At 73.3% G+C, this 14,503-nt stretch carries 17 protein-coding genes; 11 read left to right on the top strand and 6 right to left on the bottom strand.

Annotated features, from left to right (window positions below; translation table 11 throughout):
* The first annotated feature begins 97 nt into the window (after positions 1 to 97).
* The 3 genes from AB0G59_RS11660 (at position 98) to AB0G59_RS11650 (ending at position 3,137) form a co-directional block, all read left to right on the top strand.
* Positions 98 to 574 (top strand): Clp protease N-terminal domain-containing protein, encoded by a 477-nt coding sequence (locus tag AB0G59_RS11660; protein ID WP_360910449.1) that lies wholly within the window; start codon positions 98 to 100, stop codon positions 572 to 574.
* Between the two features lie 154 nt (positions 575 to 728).
* Positions 729 to 1,784, top strand: a complete 1,056-nt coding sequence (locus AB0G59_RS11655; RefSeq protein ID WP_360910447.1) for an EamA family transporter — start codon at positions 729 to 731, stop codon at positions 1,782 to 1,784.
* 438 nt (positions 1,785 to 2,222) lie between these two features.
* The gene (locus AB0G59_RS11650; RefSeq protein WP_360910445.1) at positions 2,223 to 3,137 is read left to right on the top strand and encodes an EamA family transporter; all 915 of its coding nucleotides are present in this window, start codon (positions 2,223 to 2,225) and stop codon (positions 3,135 to 3,137) included.
* On the opposite strand, the gene AB0G59_RS11645 is transcribed toward AB0G59_RS11650, so the two are convergent.
* Complete coding sequence (locus AB0G59_RS11645; RefSeq protein WP_360910443.1) at positions 3,124 to 3,837, bottom strand: pyridoxamine 5'-phosphate oxidase family protein; 714 nt, start codon at positions 3,835 to 3,837, stop codon at positions 3,124 to 3,126. The genes AB0G59_RS11650 and AB0G59_RS11645 overlap by 14 nt on opposite strands.
* 35 nt (positions 3,838 to 3,872) lie before the next feature.
* On the opposite strand from AB0G59_RS11645, the gene AB0G59_RS11640 reads away from it, so the two are divergent.
* The gene (locus AB0G59_RS11640) at positions 3,873 to 5,204 is read left to right on the top strand and encodes an aminotransferase class I/II-fold pyridoxal phosphate-dependent enzyme (RefSeq protein WP_360910441.1); all 1,332 of its coding nucleotides are present in this window, start codon (positions 3,873 to 3,875) and stop codon (positions 5,202 to 5,204) included.
* Between the two features lie 13 nt (positions 5,205 to 5,217).
* On the opposite strand, the gene AB0G59_RS11635 is transcribed toward AB0G59_RS11640, so the two are convergent.
* Positions 5,218 to 6,351: a DMT family transporter gene (locus AB0G59_RS11635; RefSeq protein ID WP_360910439.1), complete on the bottom strand. Its 1,134-nt coding sequence runs from the start codon at positions 6,349 to 6,351 to the stop codon at positions 5,218 to 5,220.
* Positions 6,352 to 6,424: 73 nt separating this feature from the next.
* On the opposite strand from AB0G59_RS11635, the gene AB0G59_RS11630 reads away from it, so the two are divergent.
* Positions 6,425 to 7,330: a LysR substrate-binding domain-containing protein gene (locus tag AB0G59_RS11630; protein ID WP_360910437.1), complete on the top strand. Its 906-nt coding sequence runs from the start codon at positions 6,425 to 6,427 to the stop codon at positions 7,328 to 7,330.
* 106 nt (positions 7,331 to 7,436) lie between these two features.
* On the opposite strand, the gene AB0G59_RS11625 is transcribed toward AB0G59_RS11630, so the two are convergent.
* Positions 7,437 to 7,904: a pyridoxamine 5'-phosphate oxidase family protein gene (locus AB0G59_RS11625; protein WP_360910435.1), complete on the bottom strand. Its 468-nt coding sequence runs from the start codon at positions 7,902 to 7,904 to the stop codon at positions 7,437 to 7,439.
* A gap of 130 nt (positions 7,905 to 8,034) precedes the next feature.
* Between AB0G59_RS11625 and AB0G59_RS11620 the strand changes: the two genes are divergently transcribed.
* A complete protein-coding gene (locus AB0G59_RS11620; RefSeq protein WP_360910433.1) occupies positions 8,035 to 8,679 on the top strand; it encodes a cysteine hydrolase in 645 nt (214 codons plus the stop codon).
* A gap of 55 nt (positions 8,680 to 8,734) precedes the next feature.
* Here AB0G59_RS11620 and AB0G59_RS11615 read toward each other — a convergent pair whose 3' ends face one another.
* Positions 8,735 to 9,148, bottom strand: a complete 414-nt coding sequence (locus tag AB0G59_RS11615; protein WP_360910431.1) for a Rieske (2Fe-2S) protein — start codon at positions 9,146 to 9,148, stop codon at positions 8,735 to 8,737.
* A 96-nt stretch (positions 9,149 to 9,244) separates the two neighbouring features.
* On the opposite strand from AB0G59_RS11615, the gene AB0G59_RS11610 reads away from it, so the two are divergent.
* The 5 genes from AB0G59_RS11610 (at position 9,245) to AB0G59_RS11590 (ending at position 12,978) form a co-directional block, all read left to right on the top strand.
* Positions 9,245 to 10,069, top strand: a complete 825-nt coding sequence (locus AB0G59_RS11610) for a HipA family kinase (protein WP_360910429.1) — start codon at positions 9,245 to 9,247, stop codon at positions 10,067 to 10,069.
* Entirely contained in the window at positions 10,066 to 10,458 is a 393-nt protein-coding gene (locus tag AB0G59_RS11605; protein WP_360910427.1) for a DUF3037 domain-containing protein, read from the top strand. The genes AB0G59_RS11610 and AB0G59_RS11605 overlap by 4 nt, the downstream gene beginning before the upstream one ends.
* Positions 10,459 to 10,607: 149 nt before the next feature.
* Entirely contained in the window at positions 10,608 to 11,369 is a 762-nt protein-coding gene (fabG, locus tag AB0G59_RS11600; protein ID WP_360910424.1) for a 3-oxoacyl-ACP reductase FabG, read from the top strand.
* Positions 11,370 to 11,386: 17 nt separating this feature from the next.
* Positions 11,387 to 12,148 carry an SDR family oxidoreductase gene (locus AB0G59_RS11595; RefSeq protein WP_071964172.1) on the top strand — a complete coding sequence of 254 codons (762 nt, stop codon included), beginning with the start codon at positions 11,387 to 11,389 and terminating at the stop codon, positions 12,146 to 12,148.
* Between the two features lie 143 nt (positions 12,149 to 12,291).
* The gene (locus AB0G59_RS11590; protein ID WP_071964173.1) at positions 12,292 to 12,978 is read left to right on the top strand and encodes a uracil-DNA glycosylase; all 687 of its coding nucleotides are present in this window, start codon (positions 12,292 to 12,294) and stop codon (positions 12,976 to 12,978) included.
* 73 nt (positions 12,979 to 13,051) lie between these two features.
* Here AB0G59_RS11590 and AB0G59_RS11585 read toward each other — a convergent pair whose 3' ends face one another.
* Both AB0G59_RS11585 and AB0G59_RS11580 read right to left on the bottom strand, forming a co-directional pair.
* Entirely contained in the window at positions 13,052 to 13,774 is a 723-nt protein-coding gene (locus AB0G59_RS11585) for a hypothetical protein (RefSeq protein ID WP_360910421.1), read from the bottom strand.
* 139 nt (positions 13,775 to 13,913) lie between these two features.
* Positions 13,914 to 14,429, bottom strand: a complete 516-nt coding sequence (locus tag AB0G59_RS11580) for a DinB family protein (RefSeq protein ID WP_360910419.1) — start codon at positions 14,427 to 14,429, stop codon at positions 13,914 to 13,916.
* Positions 14,430 to 14,503 lie beyond the last annotated feature (74 nt).

Below are 14,503 nucleotides of genomic sequence, written 5' to 3'. Positions count from 1 at the left end.
CTGATGGGGTAGCGGGGTGCAAAGCCGTACACCTGACACCGGACGGACCGGGGCCGCGGGCGGGACTCCGCTCAGCACGGAACTCGCCTCGGCGGTCATGGGTGCCCGCAGGCGCGCCGCACGCGACGGCGACCGGCAGATCGACACCGCCCATCTGCTGCACACGCTGCTCGAGGCCGACCCCGCCGCGCGGGGTGCCTTCCCCGGCGGGCCGGCCCAGGTCGCCCGGCTGCTCGGCTATCTCGTCCAGCGCACCATCGGCTACGGACTGCGCTGGAGCGGCACGGTGGAGGACTCCGGTCGCCTGCCCGCCCTGTCCGGCGGCGCGATGCCCGGCTGGTCGCCCGCCGCCGCCGGCGCCATGCGGGAGGCGTACGCCCGGGCCCACGCGCGCGGCGCGGGGCGCGTGCACGGCACGGACCTGCTCGCGGCGCTGGTACGCGACCCCCGCTGCCGGGCCGTCGACGTCCTGCAGCGGGCCGGCGTCGACGCGGGCCTGCTCGCCGCATGTGTGGATGGTGCGTGTGTGGATGGCGCGCTGATGGACGCGGGCAATCACTCCGAGTGCGGCTGAGCCGTCGCCTGCGCGGGCGGGTTGTGGCGGGCCCGTGTCTGGTCCGGGGTGGTACGTGGTGGGTCGTGATGGGTCGTGATGGTTCGTCGGGCGGGGCGAATCTGCCAGGACCAAAAAGGGTGACGGTCCTGTCCGTTGCTGCCATGATGCAGCGATGCAAGCGTCTCCAAGAAAAAGCGCCGGTCTGGGCCTCGCCCTGGTGTCCGCGCTCGCGTTCGGTGGATCGGGTGTCGCGGCCAAGCCGCTGATCGAAGCGGGCCTGGACCCCCTCCATGTGGTGTGGTTGCGGGCGACCGGCGCGGCCCTGGTCCTGCTGCCCGTCGCCTGGCGCCACCGCGCTCTGGTGACGCGGCGCCCCGCGCTCCTCGCCGGCTTCGGGCTGCTCGCCGTGGCGGGCGTCCAGGCCTGCTACTTCGCGGCGATATCCCGGATCCCGGTCGGCGTCGCCATGCTGGTCGAGTACCTCGCGCCGGCGCTCGTGCTGGGCTGGGTGCGGTTCGTCCAGCGGCGGCCGGTGAGCCGGGCCGCGGCCGTGGGCGTGGTCCTCGCCGTGGGCGGGCTCGCCTGCGTCGTGCAGGTCTGGTCGGGGCTGACCTTCGACGCCGTGGGCCTGCTGCTGGCGCTGTGCGCGGCGTTCTGCCAGGTCGGTTACTTCATCCTGTCCGACCACGGCGGTGACGGCGAGAACCCCGTCGACCCGATCGGAGTGATCGCCTACGGGCTGCTCGTCGGCGCCGTCCTGCTCACCGCCGTGGCCATGCCCTGGAAAATGGACTGGGCAGTGCTCGCCGGGAGCACCGACATGAACGACATGCGGGTACCGGCCGCGCTGCTGGTCGGCTGGCTCGTCCTGGTCGCGACGGTGGCGGCCTACCTCACCGGAGTGCTGTCCGTACGCCGGCTCTCGCCGCAGGTCGCCGGCGTCGTCGCCTGCCTGGAGGCGGTCATCGCCTGCGTGCTGGCCTGGGTGCTGCTGGGGGAGCACCTCTCCGTCCCCCAGATCCTGGGTGGCGCGATCGTGCTGACAGGGGCCTTCATCGCGCAGCGCTCCACGCCCAAGGAGGCGTCGGCGACGCCCGTGGCCGGGGGAGGCGCGGGAGCTGGGGCGGATGTGGGCGTGGCCGCGTGCAGGGATGCGGGTGTGGCCGCCGGGGCGGGCGCGGAGGTGGACGCCGGGCGGGAGTTGTCCGGGGGAACCCGTTCGGCCTAGGCTGACGATCATGCCGATGACTGTTCTGCCGCCTCCCGCCGCGTAGCGCGGGCGGCCGCTTCCCGGAGGACCGGGCCCGGGACGAGCTCCCGGGCTGATCGCCGCTGCCCGCAGACGGACCAAGCGATCATTCATGTCTTCCGCGGGAGAACAGTCGTGCACCACACCTCTCTTCCGGCCTGCCCTTCTTCGGGCGAGCCGGCCACCGGTCTGTCGTCATCGGCCGGTCTGTCATCCACCGGTCTGTCATCCACCGGTCTCTCAACCACCGGGCCGTCGTCATCCGGTCCGTCGTCATCCGGTCGGTCGTCATCGACGGGCCCGGCCCTCGGCGGGCCGGCCACCGGCCATTCCGGCGGGCCGGCCACCGACCCGGCCGACCGCTCGTCCACGGGCCTGTCCGTACGCCGCGGGCTCGCCTACGTCACCTTCGCGGCCGTGGCGTGGGGCACCTCCGGACCGGTGGCCGCCGTCGTCTTCGACGCCAGTGGCCTCGGCCCCCTCGCCCTCAGCTTCTGGCGCACTGCCGGCGGTTTCGCCCTCCTGCTGGCCGTTTGGGCCGTCCGCGTTCTGCGGCGGGGCCGCCCGCGCGGAGGGCGCCCGGCGGAGCCGATGCGGCGACGGGTGACACGGATCGCGATCACCGGCGCCGGCCTAGCCGTCTTCCAGGCCGCCTACTTCGCCGCGGTCGACGGGACGGGCATCGCGGTCGGCACCGTCGTCACGCTGGGGGCCGCGCCCGTGATGGTGGCGCTCGGCGGCAGGGTGCTGATGGGCGAGCGGCTCGGTACGGGCGGCAGGTTGGCCGTCTCCGGCGCGCTCGCCGGCCTGGCGGTGCTGATGCTCGGCGGCGACGGCGGGGGCGCGGTGCGGCCGGCGGGTGTCGTCATGGCGCTGCTGTCGGCGGCTGGCTATGCGGTGATCACCCTCTACACGCGTTTTCTCGGCCACCAGGGCAGGGGCTCGGATCCGTTCACGACGACTCTGACGTCGTTCGGCGTCGGCACGCTGTGCCTGCTGCCGCTTGCCGCGGCCGAGGGGCTGTGGCCCCGGACGCATGAACTGGGGCGCACGCTGGGGCTTTTGGGGTACCTGGTGTCGGTGCCGACCGCGCTGGCCTACGCGTTGTTCTTCGCGGGGCTCACGGCGGTGCGGGGCACGACGGTCACGGTGATCACCTTGCTGGAGCCGGTCACGGCCGCGGTCATCGCGGTGGCCCTGCTCGGGGAGCGGCTGACAGCCGCGACCGCGGTCGGCACGGCCGTTCTGCTGAGCGCGGTGGCCGTGCTGGCCTGTGCGGAGGCGCGCGACTCGGCGGCCCCCGCGCGGGCGGACGTGCTCAGAGACCGGTGAGGTAGGCCGGTACGGGGATGCCGGGGGCGAGGTCGTCGGCCGGGACCGGGGCGCCGTACGTGGTCGTCACGGGGACGACGCCGCTCCAGTGGGGGAGGGCGAGGTCCTCGACGTCGTCGCTGGGGCCGCCCACCCGGGCCTTGGCCGACACCTCGGTGAGGTCGACGCATAGCACGGCCGTCGCGGCCAGCTCCTTGGGCGACGCCGGGCGGGAGTCCGCCGCCCTGCCCGGCACGACCTGCTCCACCAGCGCGTCGAGGGCGGCGGTCAGCTCGGCCTCGTCGGTGACCCGGCGGGCCGTGCCCTGCACCACGACCGAGCGGTAGTTGAGGGAGTGGTGGAAGGCGGAGCGGGCCAGGACGAGGCCGTCGACGTGGGTGACCGTGATGCACACGGGCAGCCCTGGCTCCTCCGCCTGCCCGGCGGCGCGCAGCGGCCGCGAGCCGGTCGAACCGTGCACGTACAGGCGCTCCCCGATCCGCCCGTAGAGCGTCGGGAGGACGACGGGGGCGCCGTCGCGGACGAAGCCGAGATGGCAGACGTAGCCCGCGTCGAGTATCGCGTGGATGCGCTCGCGGTCGTAGGAGGCCCGGTCGCGGCCACGGGTGGGGATCGTGCGCTCGGTCCGCTCGTACTGCCCGGCGCCGGAGGACTGCTCACCGGCCCCGGAGGACTGCTCGACGACCGTGGAAGAAGGCATTGCGCTCTCCATTGCACTAGTGCATACTCATGTTTGTGCTAGGAGAGTATCGGATCGAGGGTCGTCGCGCAGCGGACATTTCCGCGAGCGTGGAGCGCGCGGTGGGGGCCGGCAGGCTCGCGCCGGGCGAATTGCTGCCGCCGATGCGGGAATTGGCGGTGGAGCTGGGCGTCAATCCCAACACCGTGGCGGCCGCGTACCGCACGCTGCGCGACCGCGGGGTGATCGAGACGTCGGGGCGGCGGGGGAGCCGGGTGCGGCAGCGCCCGGCCACTGCGCCGCGCGAACTGATCCGTGTGGAGGCGCCGGAGGGGGTGCGGGACGTCTCCGCCGGCAACCCCGATCCGGCGCTGCTGCCCCCGCTGGGCGAGGCGCTCGCGGCGGCCGCGGAGCGTGCCCGCCGTGATCCGGTGCTGTACGGCACTCCGGCGGTCGACACGGAGCTCGAGCGCATGGCCCGGGCGATGTTCGCGCAGGACGGCGTGCCCGAGGGGCCGGTGGCGGTCACATCGGGGGCGTTGGACGGGATCGAGCGGGTGCTGACCGCGCATCTGCGGCCCGGGGACGCCGTGGCGGTGGAGGATCCGGGCTGGGGCAGTCTTCTGGACCTCGTGCCCGCGCTCGGCCTGCGGGTGGTCCCCGTCGCGGTCGACGACGACGGTCCCCTGCCCGAGGACACCGAGCGGGCGCTGCGGGAGGGAGCCAGGGCCCTGGTCGTCACCGACCGGGCGCAGAACCCCACGGGAGCGGCCGTCGGCGAGGCGCGCGCCCGCGAGCTGCGGGCCGTCCTCGCGCGCCACTCCCATGTGCTGCTCATCGAGGACGACCACGGCCATGGCATCGTCGACCTTCCGCTGCACCCGCTGGCCGGCGTCACCGCTCACTGGGCGCTGGTGCGTTCCGTCGCCAAGGCGTACGGCCCCGACCTGCGGCTCGCGATGCTGACGGGCGACGCCGTGACCGTGGACCGGGTGCGCGGGCGCCAGCGGCTGGGGCACGGGTGGGTGAGCCATGTGCTGCAGGACGCCGTGCTGCACCTATGGCGCACTGGGGCCGTGGACGCCGTCGCGGTGGCGCGTGCGTACGGGCGGCGCCGGGACGCCCTCGTGCGGGCCCTGCGGGAGCGGGGGATCGAGGCGCACGGGCGCAGCGGGATGAATGTGTGGCTGCCCGTGCCCGACGAGACGGGGGCGGTGACGCGGCTGCTGCAGGCGGGGTGGGCGGTGGCGCCGGGCGCGCGCTTCCGGGTGGCCTCGCCGCCCGGAGTTCGTCTGACCGTCTCCGGCGTGACGATGGACGAGATAGGGAAGGTCGCGGACGCCCTGGCGGCCGCGACCGTACCGGTGCCGGCGGGGCGCTACGACTGACCCCGGCGGGGCGCTACGACTGGGCGGACTCGGCCCGGGCCGCCGGGGTCCGGGCGGCGCCGACCGGGTCCGTGGCGGCTGGAGCCGACCCGGTCCGGTCCGCGCCGGTCTCGCCCGGCCCGCCTGTCCCGTCCGTCCCGTCTGCCTTGTCCGTCGCGCTCGTGCCCGTCCGGAGGGTCCGGGAGCGGACGGTCTTGGCGGGGGCGCTCGCGCTGCTCTGGGTGAGGGCCGCGCCGGCCAGCACGATCAGGGCGCCGACCGGGGTGTTCCAGGTGAGGTCCTCGCCCAGGAGGACCACGCCGGCCCCGGTCGCGACGACCGGGATGAAGTAGGTCGTCAGGGTGGCGGTCGTCGGCCCGACCTCGGCGACCAGGCCGTACTGGATGAGGAAGGCGAAGCCGGTGCCCAGCGCGCCGAGCGCGACGACGGCCAGCAGCGGCAGCACGGGGAAGGAGGTCGGCAGGGGACTGAACACCGGGGCGGCGAGCGCCAGCTGGACGGTGCCGACGAGCAGCTGGGCGCCGGACAGCGACAGATTGGATTCGCCCGTGCCGGACAGTGTGCGCCGGACGTAGATCCAGCCGACGGCGTAGCTGGCGGAGGCGATGAGCGCCATGACCGTGCCCGCGGTGTCCTGGCCCGAGAAGCCCTGCCAGGCGCCGAGCACGATGAGCACGCCGGCGAAGCCGAGGCCGAGCCCGGCGAAGCGGCGCCGGGTGGGGCGGTCCTCGGACAGTGCCACGAGGGAGAGCACCATGCCCCACAGCGGGGTCGTGGCGTTGCAGATGCCGGCCAGGGTGGAGGGGATCGTCAGCTCGGAGTAGGCGAAGAGCGTGAACGGCAGGGAGTTGAGGAGGAAGGCCGCCACGGTCAGGTGGGCCCAGGTGCGCGGGGAGCGCGGCAGCCGCTGCCGCTTGACCGCCATCGCCACGGCGAGCACTGCCGTGCCGAAGAGCATCCGGCCGAAGGAGACGTACGCCGGGGCGTAGCCGTCGGTGCCGAGCTTGATGAACAGAAAGCTGAAGCCCCAGATGAGGGCGAGCGCGCCGAAGCGGATCCGCCAGTCGACCGGCGAACGCCCCTGACCGGCAGGGGCGTCTGTGACGGAAGGGGCGGATGTCGTTTTGGGTGTGGCGCTGGTGCTCATGTGACTACGATGCAGTCTCGTACGGATTAGAACAAGCAAATAATTGTGGGCAGCATCGCGTAGCATCGCTTACATGTTGAACCTCGAGCGCCTGCGTACCCTCGATGCCGTCGCCCGTCATGGCTCCGTCAGCGGCGCGGCGGACGGACTGCATGTGACGACGTCCGCGGTCTCGCAGCAGCTGGCCAAGCTGGAGCGCGAGGCGGGCCAGCAGCTGCTCGCCAAGAACGGCCGCGGGGTGCGCCTCACCGATGCCGGCCGGCTGCTCGCCGACCACGCCTCGCGCATCCTCTCGCAGGTGGAGCTGGCCCAGGCCGACCTGGAGGCCCAGCGCGGCCATGCCGTCGGGGAGCTCCTGCTGGGCGCCTTCCCCACGGCGGCCCGCGGCCTGTTCCCGGCGGCGCTCGTCGGGCTGCGCGGCGAGCACCCGCAGCTGCGGGTCCGGCTGGAGGAGATGGAGCAGGACGAGGCCGTCCCCCGGGTGATGCGCGGCGACATCGACCTGGCCATCGTCCTCGACTGGTACAACAAGCCGCTGCCGGTGCCGGACGAGCTCGTCAAGGCCCCGCTGCTCGACGACCGCGTCGACGTCGCCGTCCCGGCCGACCACCCGCTCGCGGACCGGGAGCAGGTCGCGCTGGAGGACTTCGCCGAGGACGAGTGGATCTCCTGGCCCAAGGGCGAGTTCTGCCACGACTGGCTGCTGTTCACGCTGCGCGGCAAGGGTGTGGAGCCCCGCATCTCGCACAAGGCCGACGAGCACCCTACCCAGCTCGCCCTGGTCGGCGCGGGCCTGGGCGTCGCCGTCGCGCCCCGCCTGGGCCGCGGTCCGGTGCCGGAGGGGGTGCGCGTGGTGCGCGTACAACCGACGATGTGCCGTCACGTCTTCGCGATCTGGCGCGCGGACGCCGACCGCAGGCCCTCGATCCGCGCGGCGGTCGAGGCCCTCCGAGCGGCCGGCGCGGCCGTCGGCGCCTAGCGGTGGCCCGGGCCCAACGGGTGCCGTGCCCAGCGCCGGCCCATACCTGACGGGTGCCGTGCCTGGCGCGTGCCCGAGCCTGCCCGGCATCAGGCCGCGTGCCCCGTCACCCTCCCGGCAGCTTGCGGAAGTCCCACGAGAGCACGCTCTGCGGCGTCAGCCGCAGCCAGGCGTGGCGGCCGTCGTGGGGCATCGCGTCCAGGCCGAAGTACTTGGCCGCGAACAGTCTTTCCGGCGTTTCCAGGGCGGGGCACGCCTCGCCCCGGCGGGGTGCCTCGCCGACGCTCTCCGCGGTGCCGGACAGCTCCGCCCCGCGCAGCTCCCCGTACTCCCGGCCGTCGTCGACGATGACCGCGAGGCGCGGATCGCGTCGCACGTCGGCCCAGCGCCGGCTGCGGGTGAGGGAGTACAGCCACAGCGCCCGCCCGTCCCATACGAACCACAGTGCGCTGACGTGCGGCCGCCCGTCGCGGCCCGCCGTCGCGACCCGGCAGGTGCGTTGCGCGGTGAGGAAGGCGTCCAGCTCCGCCGGATCCATCATGATCCGGCGGCCCCGCCGCTGTGTGACGGCCATCGTCCACCACCCGCCCTCCGGAAGCTGACTGACTGTCAGAAAGGATGGGTCCTCTTCCCCCGCCGCGCAATGCCCGCTACCCTCACGCGCCCCGGACCCCACCCCGTGCCGGACCCGACGAGGGAGCACCATGGCGCCGCAGGACCAGCCCGCCGAGGGGCTCGACCCGGCAACCACCGTGCTGATGACAGTCGAGTGCCAGCGCGGCGTCGTCGGCCCCGACAGCGCCCTGCCCGAGCTCGCCGCCGTCGCCCGCGCCTCCGGAGCGCTGGTCAACGTCGCCCGCCTCGTCGCCGCCGCGCACCAGGCGGACATCCAGGTCGTGCACGCCATCGCCGAGCGCCGCCCCGACGGCCGCGGCGCCAGCCGCAACGCCCACCTCTTCCGCGCCGCCGAACGCCTGCCCGTCCAGCAGCTGACCGGCACCCTCGCGGTCCGCGTCGCCGAGCCCGTCCCGGTCGGCGACGGCGACCTGGTCGTCCGCCGGCTGCACGGCCTCTCGCCGCTGGCCGGCACCGGCGTGGACGCCCTGCTGCGCAACATCGGCTGCCGCACCCTGATCGTCGCGGGCGTCTCCGCCAACGTCGCGATCCCGAACACCGTCTTCGACGCCGTGAACCTCGGCTACACCGCCGTCGTCCCCTCCGACGCCATCGCCGGAGTGCCCGCCGAGTACACGGCGGCCATGGTCCGCCACACCCTCTCGCTCGTCGCCACCGTCACCACGACCGAAGCCCTCCTGCGCGACTGGCGGCACCGGCGGCGGCAGCGCTGAGCGGGTGCGGCGGACCGCTCGTACGCCGCTCGGCCCGGGGTCAGCCCACCGTCAATCAGCCCAGCGTCAAGGAGTCGCCGCTGACGGAGATCCGCTCCGGCGGCAGGGGCTTGGTCGCCGGGTCCTTGCGCACACTGCCGTCCTCGATGGAGAACGTGCTGCCGTGACAGGGGCAGACGATGGTCCCGTTCGTCACCTCCTTCACCAGGCACCCCTGGTGTGTGCAGACCGCCGAGAACGCCTTGAACTGCCCCTTCGTCGGCTGGGTCACGACCACCTTCCGGTCCGGGAACACCTTCCCGCCGCCCACCGGAATGTCCGCGGTCCGGGCCAGGGCCTCGCTTTCGCCCTTCTTCTCACCCCCGGAACCTCCGCACGCGGCGAGCACGGCGGCCAGAGAGGCGACCCCGGCCGTCGCGACGACGGTGCGCCGGGTCGCTCCGGCCGGGGCGGGTGACGAATGCGTCATGATCGATCCCTCGCTGTTCGTTCCAGGAGTCGGCTGGTTCGAGGAGCCATACGGTTCGCGCGCCTGTGGCGTTCAACGGCCGAGTAACCTGGGGCGATGCTCCCCGAAGTCACGGCGACCCGCTATGTCACGCCCTTGCGTGAGGGCGGCTCGCTTCCCGGGATCGTCGAGGCCGACGATCTCGGTACGTACGTCATGAAATTCACCGGCGCCGGCCAGGGCCGCAAGACGCTGGTGGCCGAGGTCATCTGCGGGCAGCTCGCCCGCCGCCTCGGGCTGCGGGTGCCGGAACTGGCCGGCATCCAGCTCGACCCGGTCATCGGCCGCGGCGAACCGGACCCCGAGGTGCAGGCACTCCTGAAGGCCAGCGGCGGCCTCAACCTCGGGATGGACTTCCTCCCCGGCGCCCTCGGCTTCGACCCGCTCGCCTTCGAGACCGACGCGGCCGAGGCCGGGCGCGTGGTCTGGTTCGACGCGCTGATCAACAACGTCGACCGCTCCTGGCGCAACCCCAACCTGCTGGTCTGGCACGGCCGGCTGTGGCTCATCGACCACGGCGCCACCATGATCTGGCACCACAACTGGCCGAGCGCGGCGGCCGCGGCCGGCAAGGCGTACGACGCCTCCGACCATGTGCTCGCCTCCTTCGACCCGGACGTCGCGGGCGCCGCGGCCGAGCTGGCCCCGCGCATCACCGCCGAGCTGCTGACCGAGGTCGCCGCCGACGTGCCCGACGAGTGGCTCGTGGACGAGCCCGGCTTCGACAGCCCGGACGCCCTGCGCCGCGCCTACGTCGAGGTCCTGCTCGACCGCGCGGCGACCATCGGCGATCGCATCACCGTTGGCGAGCGTAGCGCCGACAAACCCTCGCAGGCCCCGGAATGGGTGCGTGTCAGGCTGGACGGAAAGGCCGGGAAATGACGCGCCACAACGGACGCGACGTCTTCGAGTACGCGCTGCTGCGCGTCGTACCACGCGTCGAGCGCGGGGAGCAGATCAACGCCGGAGTCGTCGTCTACTGCCAGGCCAAGTCCTACGTCGCCGCCCGCATCCACCTGGACGAGGCCCGGCTGCTGGCCCTCGACCCCACGGCGGACGTGGCGGGCGTACGCGCGGCTCTGCACGCCGTGGAAGGCGTCTGCGCGGGCGGCGAGCGCGCCGGGCAGGCGGCCTGCGACGACGCCGGCCGGCGGTTCCGCTGGCTGATCGCGCCGCGCAGCACGATCGTCCAGCCCGGGCCCGTACACACCGGACTGACCGTCGACCCCGACAGCGAGTCCGAGCGTCTGCTGGACCTGCTGGTCAGGTGAGCGGCGGGCCACGCGGGAGGCGGTGCGCCGCGAGGCGTTGACAGCGGGTGGCGGTGCTTCTAGCGTCGGAGATCGTCCGACGTTACTAAGCGGTTGCTCACCCGCTGTTCGAAGGCGGGGGAGCCGCCTTCGAGGTGAGGAGAACCCGCATGTCCACCACCGAGCAGCGCGTAGCCCTGGTCACGGGCGCGGCCCGTGGCATCGGCGCCGCGACCGCCGTGCGCCTGGCCGCCGAGGGTCGCGCGGTCGCCGTCCTCGACCTCGACGAGGCGGCCTGCGCGGAGACCGTGGAGACGATCAAGGCGGCGGGCGGCACGGCCCTCGCCGTCGGCTGCGACGTCTCCGACTCCGCCCAGGTGGACACCGCCGTGGCCCGCGTCGCTGCGGAGCTGGGCGCCCCCGTCATCCTCGTCAACAACGCGGGCGTGCTGCGCGACAACCTGCTGTTCAAGATGAGCGACAGCGACTGGGACGCCGTCATGAACGTCCACCTGCGCGGTGCGTTCCTGATGTCGCGCGCCTGCCAGAAGCACATGGTGGACGCCGGCTTCGGCCGGATCGTCAACCTCTCCAGCAGCTCGGCCCTCGGCAACCGTGGCCAGGCCAACTACGCGGCCGCCAAGGCCGGGATCCAGGGCTTCACCAAGACCCTCGCCAAGGAGCTCGGCAAGTTCGGCATCACCGCCAACTCCGTCGCGCCCGGTTTCATCGCCACCGACATGACGGCGGCCACCGCCGCCCGGGTGGGCATGACCTTCGAGGACTTCAAGACCGCCGCCGCGAGCCAGATCCCGGTGCAGCGCGTCGGCGAGCCCGCGGACATCGCCCACGCCGTCGCCTTCTTCACCGGCGAGCAGGCCGGCTTCGTCTCCGGCCAGGTCTTGTACGTGGCCGGCGGCCCCCTCAACTGACGGAAAGGCGGACAGACATGACCGTTCAGGAGCGGGAGCTCACCGGAAGAGTCGCCCTCGTCACCGGCGCCAGCAGGGGCATCGGCTACGGCATCGCCGAGGCCCTCGTGGCCCGCGGCGACCGCGTCGTCATCACCGGCCGCAACGAGGACGCCCTCAAGGAGGCCGTGGCGAAGCTCGGCGACCGGCAGGCCATCGGTGTGGCGGGCAGGGCCCACGACGAGGACCACCAGGCCGTGGCCGTCGAGCGCGCCATGGAGGCCTTCGGGCGCGTGGACTACCTCGTCAACAACGCCGGCACCAACCCGGTGTTCGGCCCCATCGCCGACCTCAAGCTGAGCGTCGCCCGCAAGGTCTTCGAGACCAACGTCATCTCGGCGCTCGGTTTCGCCCAGCAGACGTACAAGGCCTGGCAGAAGGAGAACGGCGGCGCGATCGTCAACATCGCCTCCGTCGCCGGTCTCGGGTCGTCCCGCTTCGTCGGCGCGTACGGCATCAGCAAGGCCGCCATGATCAACCTCACCCTGCAGCTCGCCCACGAGCTGGCGCCGGGCGTACGGGTCAACGCCATCGCCCCGGCCCTGGTGAAGACCCAGTTCGCCGCCGTCCTCTACGAAGGCCGCGAGCAGGAGGCCGTGGCCTCCTACCCGCTCGGGCGCCTGGGCGTCCCGGAGGACATCGGCGGCGCGGCGGCGTTCCTGCTGTCCGACGCCGCGGGCTGGATCACGGGCCAGACCCTGGTCGTGGACGGCGGGCTCTTCCTCAACGCGGGGGTCTGACGGGATCTGACGGGGTCTGACGGGGTACGACGCCCCCGGCCGCCGGGGCCCGCAGGGTCCCCGGCGGCCGGGCGGACGGCGTTGTCAGTGGTGGCGGGTAAGTTCTCACGCGAGAACGGAACGAACCACCGGAGGTTGTCGACGTGAGTGTCACCGACGTGCTGCCCGAGTCCTGGCACGGAGTCCTCGGCGAGGAGCTGGACAAGCCCTACTTCAAGGACCTCACCGCCTTCGTCGAGGAGGAGCGGACGAAGGCGCCGGTGTACCCGCCGCGCGGCGAGGTGTTCGCCGCCCTGGACGCCACTCCGTTCGACCGGGTCAAGGTCCTCATCCTCGGCCAGGACCCGTACCACGGGGCGGGCCAGGGCCACGGCCTGTCCTTCTCCGTGCGCCCCGGTGTCAAGACGCCGCCCTCGCTGCGCAACATCTACAAGGAGATGCGGGAGGAGCTCGGCTACGACGTCCCGGACAACGGCTACCTCCAGCCGTGGGCCGAGCAGGGCGTCCTGCTGCTCAACGCCGTCCTGACGGTGCGCGGCGGCGAGCCCAACTCCCACAAGGGCAAGGGCTGGGAGAAGTTCACCGACGCGGTCATCCGCGCCGTGGCCTCCCGGCCCGACCCGGCCGTCTTCGTGCTGTGGGGCAACTACGCCCAGAAGAAGCTGCCGCTCATCGACGAGGAGCGGCACATCGTCGTCAAGGGCGCCCACCCCTCGCCCCTGTCGGCGAAGAAGTTCTTCGGCAGCCGCCCCTTCAGCCAGATCAACGAGGCCATCGCGGCCCAGGGCCACGAGCCGATCGACTGGCGCATCCCGGACCTCGCGGTCTGAGCGGTCTGAGCCATCTGATGGTTCCGGGCGGGCAGTCCGACCTGACCGCCCGCCCGGGGTGGGGCCGACGCGGTCAGTTGCCGTACACCTGACGGCAGATCCGCGAGGCGTCGCCGCCCTTCTGCCACTTGCCGTAGGTGTCGCCCATCGCGCAGACGCCGTTGCCGCCGCGGCCCCGCGGTGGCGCGGGCGCGGCCGGCGCGGGGGCCGGGGCCTCGTGGTGCGACTCGTGGCCCGACCGGCCGTGGGACTCCTCGTGCCGGCGGGCGGGCGGGGCCGGCGCCTCATGCGCCTCCCGGGCGGCGGGTGTCGAGGCGGGCGGTTCGGCGGAACGGTCGCCGCCCGCGGGGCGTTCTGCCGTCCGCGGCGGCTCCGCGCGCTCCCGCTCGCCGGGAGCGGCGGGACGGGGCGAATCAGGCGTGCCCTGCCCCCGATTCCACGACGGCCTCCATGACGGCCGCCAGGAGGGCCCCCACCCGGCGTCCCGGGACGGTTCTCCTCCCGGGCCCTCGCCCGTACCCCACACCGGCTCCCGGCCCGGTTCCCACGAAGGGCCCCAGGGCGGGTCACCGGTCAGGAGCAGGGGCGGATCCGTGGACCGCCCGAGCGACGCCCTGCCACGCTCCGGGCCGTCCCCGGTGGTGACCAGGGACTCACGGGCAGGGCCGGGCCCGGCCTCGGGCTCCGCGGCACGGGAGAGGCGGGGCGGTACGGACCGGTCGTCATGCGGGGAGACGGCGACGCAGCCGGTGGCGGCCGACATCGCCACCGCCACCAGGCAGGCCGCTGCGGGCATTCGATGCACCCGCCCAACCCTGCTGGGGCCCACGGCCCGTTGGGAATTCCTCGCGGGGGTGATACGGGATCACGGACGGCCCCCGTGCGCCGTCCGTCACACCGTCACTCCCCGGTCATCCCGCCCCGGTCATTCCCCGTCAATCCCCGGTCACGCCGTCGATCCGTTCACGGATGAGGTCGGCGTGACCATTGTGGCGTGCGTACTCCTCGATCATGTGGAGCAGGATCCAGCGCAGATCGACCCGGTCGCCGTTGGCGCGCGTGCCGACGCTCTGGTCGTCCAGTGAGTGTCCGCCCGCCGCCTCCCGGGCCGCGGCGACCTCCGCCTGCCAGGCGGTGAAGGCTTCCTCCGCCGTGTCCTGCTCGGAGGTGCGGAAGTCCCCGTCGAGGTCCTCGTCGCTGTAGAAGATCGGCGTGGCCGACGTCTCCCCGGTGAGTATCCGCCGGAACCAGTGCCGTTCGACATCGGCCATGTGCCGTACGAGCCCGAGCAGCGTCAGCCCCGACGGCGGCACCGAGGCCTCCCGCAGGCTCTTGTCGTCGAGTCCGGCGCACTTCATGGCGAGGGTGGCGCGCTGATAGTCGAGAAAGCCCTCGAGAGCGATGCGTTCGCCGGCGATGGTGGGCTGCTCGATGCGTTCGGGTGTGATCATGGCTGCCATCATCGCGGTTGGCGTTCGGTCACGCCACAGAATTAAATGACTTCGTCGTGCTGCTGCGATGCTGG

Origin of the sequence: Streptomyces sp. NPDC021096 (assembly GCF_040641275.1) — a bacterium.
Classification (GTDB): domain Bacteria; phylum Actinomycetota; class Actinomycetes; order Streptomycetales; family Streptomycetaceae; genus Streptomyces.
This window is presented reverse-complemented; position numbering and strand designations above follow the sequence as displayed.

Bases quoted from the DNA above. Each gene is read 5' to 3' on its own strand.
- AB0G59_RS11630 (WP_360910437.1), top strand. From the start codon at position 6,425: ATGTTGAACCTCGAGCGCCTGCGTACCCTCGATGCCGTCGCCCGTCAT.
- AB0G59_RS11615 (WP_360910431.1), bottom strand. From the start codon at position 9,148: ATGACGCATTCGTCACCCGCCCCGGCCGGAGCGACCCGGCGCACCGTC.
- AB0G59_RS11620 (WP_360910433.1), top strand. From the start codon at position 8,035: ATGGCGCCGCAGGACCAGCCCGCCGAGGGGCTCGACCCGGCAACCACC.
- AB0G59_RS11625 (WP_360910435.1), bottom strand. From the start codon at position 7,904: ATGGCCGTCACACAGCGGCGGGGCCGCCGGATCATGATGGATCCGGCG.
- AB0G59_RS11635 (WP_360910439.1), bottom strand. From the start codon at position 6,351: ATGAGCACCAGCGCCACACCCAAAACGACATCCGCCCCTTCCGTCACA.
- AB0G59_RS11655 (WP_360910447.1), top strand. From the start codon at position 729: ATGCAAGCGTCTCCAAGAAAAAGCGCCGGTCTGGGCCTCGCCCTGGTG.
- AB0G59_RS11610 (WP_360910429.1), top strand. From the start codon at position 9,245: ATGCTCCCCGAAGTCACGGCGACCCGCTATGTCACGCCCTTGCGTGAG.
- AB0G59_RS11580 (WP_360910419.1), bottom strand. From the start codon at position 14,429: ATGATCACACCCGAACGCATCGAGCAGCCCACCATCGCCGGCGAACGC.
- AB0G59_RS11595 (WP_071964172.1), top strand. From the start codon at position 11,387: ATGACCGTTCAGGAGCGGGAGCTCACCGGAAGAGTCGCCCTCGTCACC.
- AB0G59_RS11660 (WP_360910449.1), top strand. From the start codon at position 98: ATGGGTGCCCGCAGGCGCGCCGCACGCGACGGCGACCGGCAGATCGAC.
- fabG (WP_360910424.1), top strand. From the start codon at position 10,608: ATGTCCACCACCGAGCAGCGCGTAGCCCTGGTCACGGGCGCGGCCCGT.
- AB0G59_RS11585 (WP_360910421.1), bottom strand. From the start codon at position 13,774: ATGCCCGCAGCGGCCTGCCTGGTGGCGGTGGCGATGTCGGCCGCCACC.
- AB0G59_RS11645 (WP_360910443.1), bottom strand. From the start codon at position 3,837: ATGCCTTCTTCCACGGTCGTCGAGCAGTCCTCCGGGGCCGGTGAGCAG.
- AB0G59_RS11605 (WP_360910427.1), top strand. From the start codon at position 10,066: ATGACGCGCCACAACGGACGCGACGTCTTCGAGTACGCGCTGCTGCGC.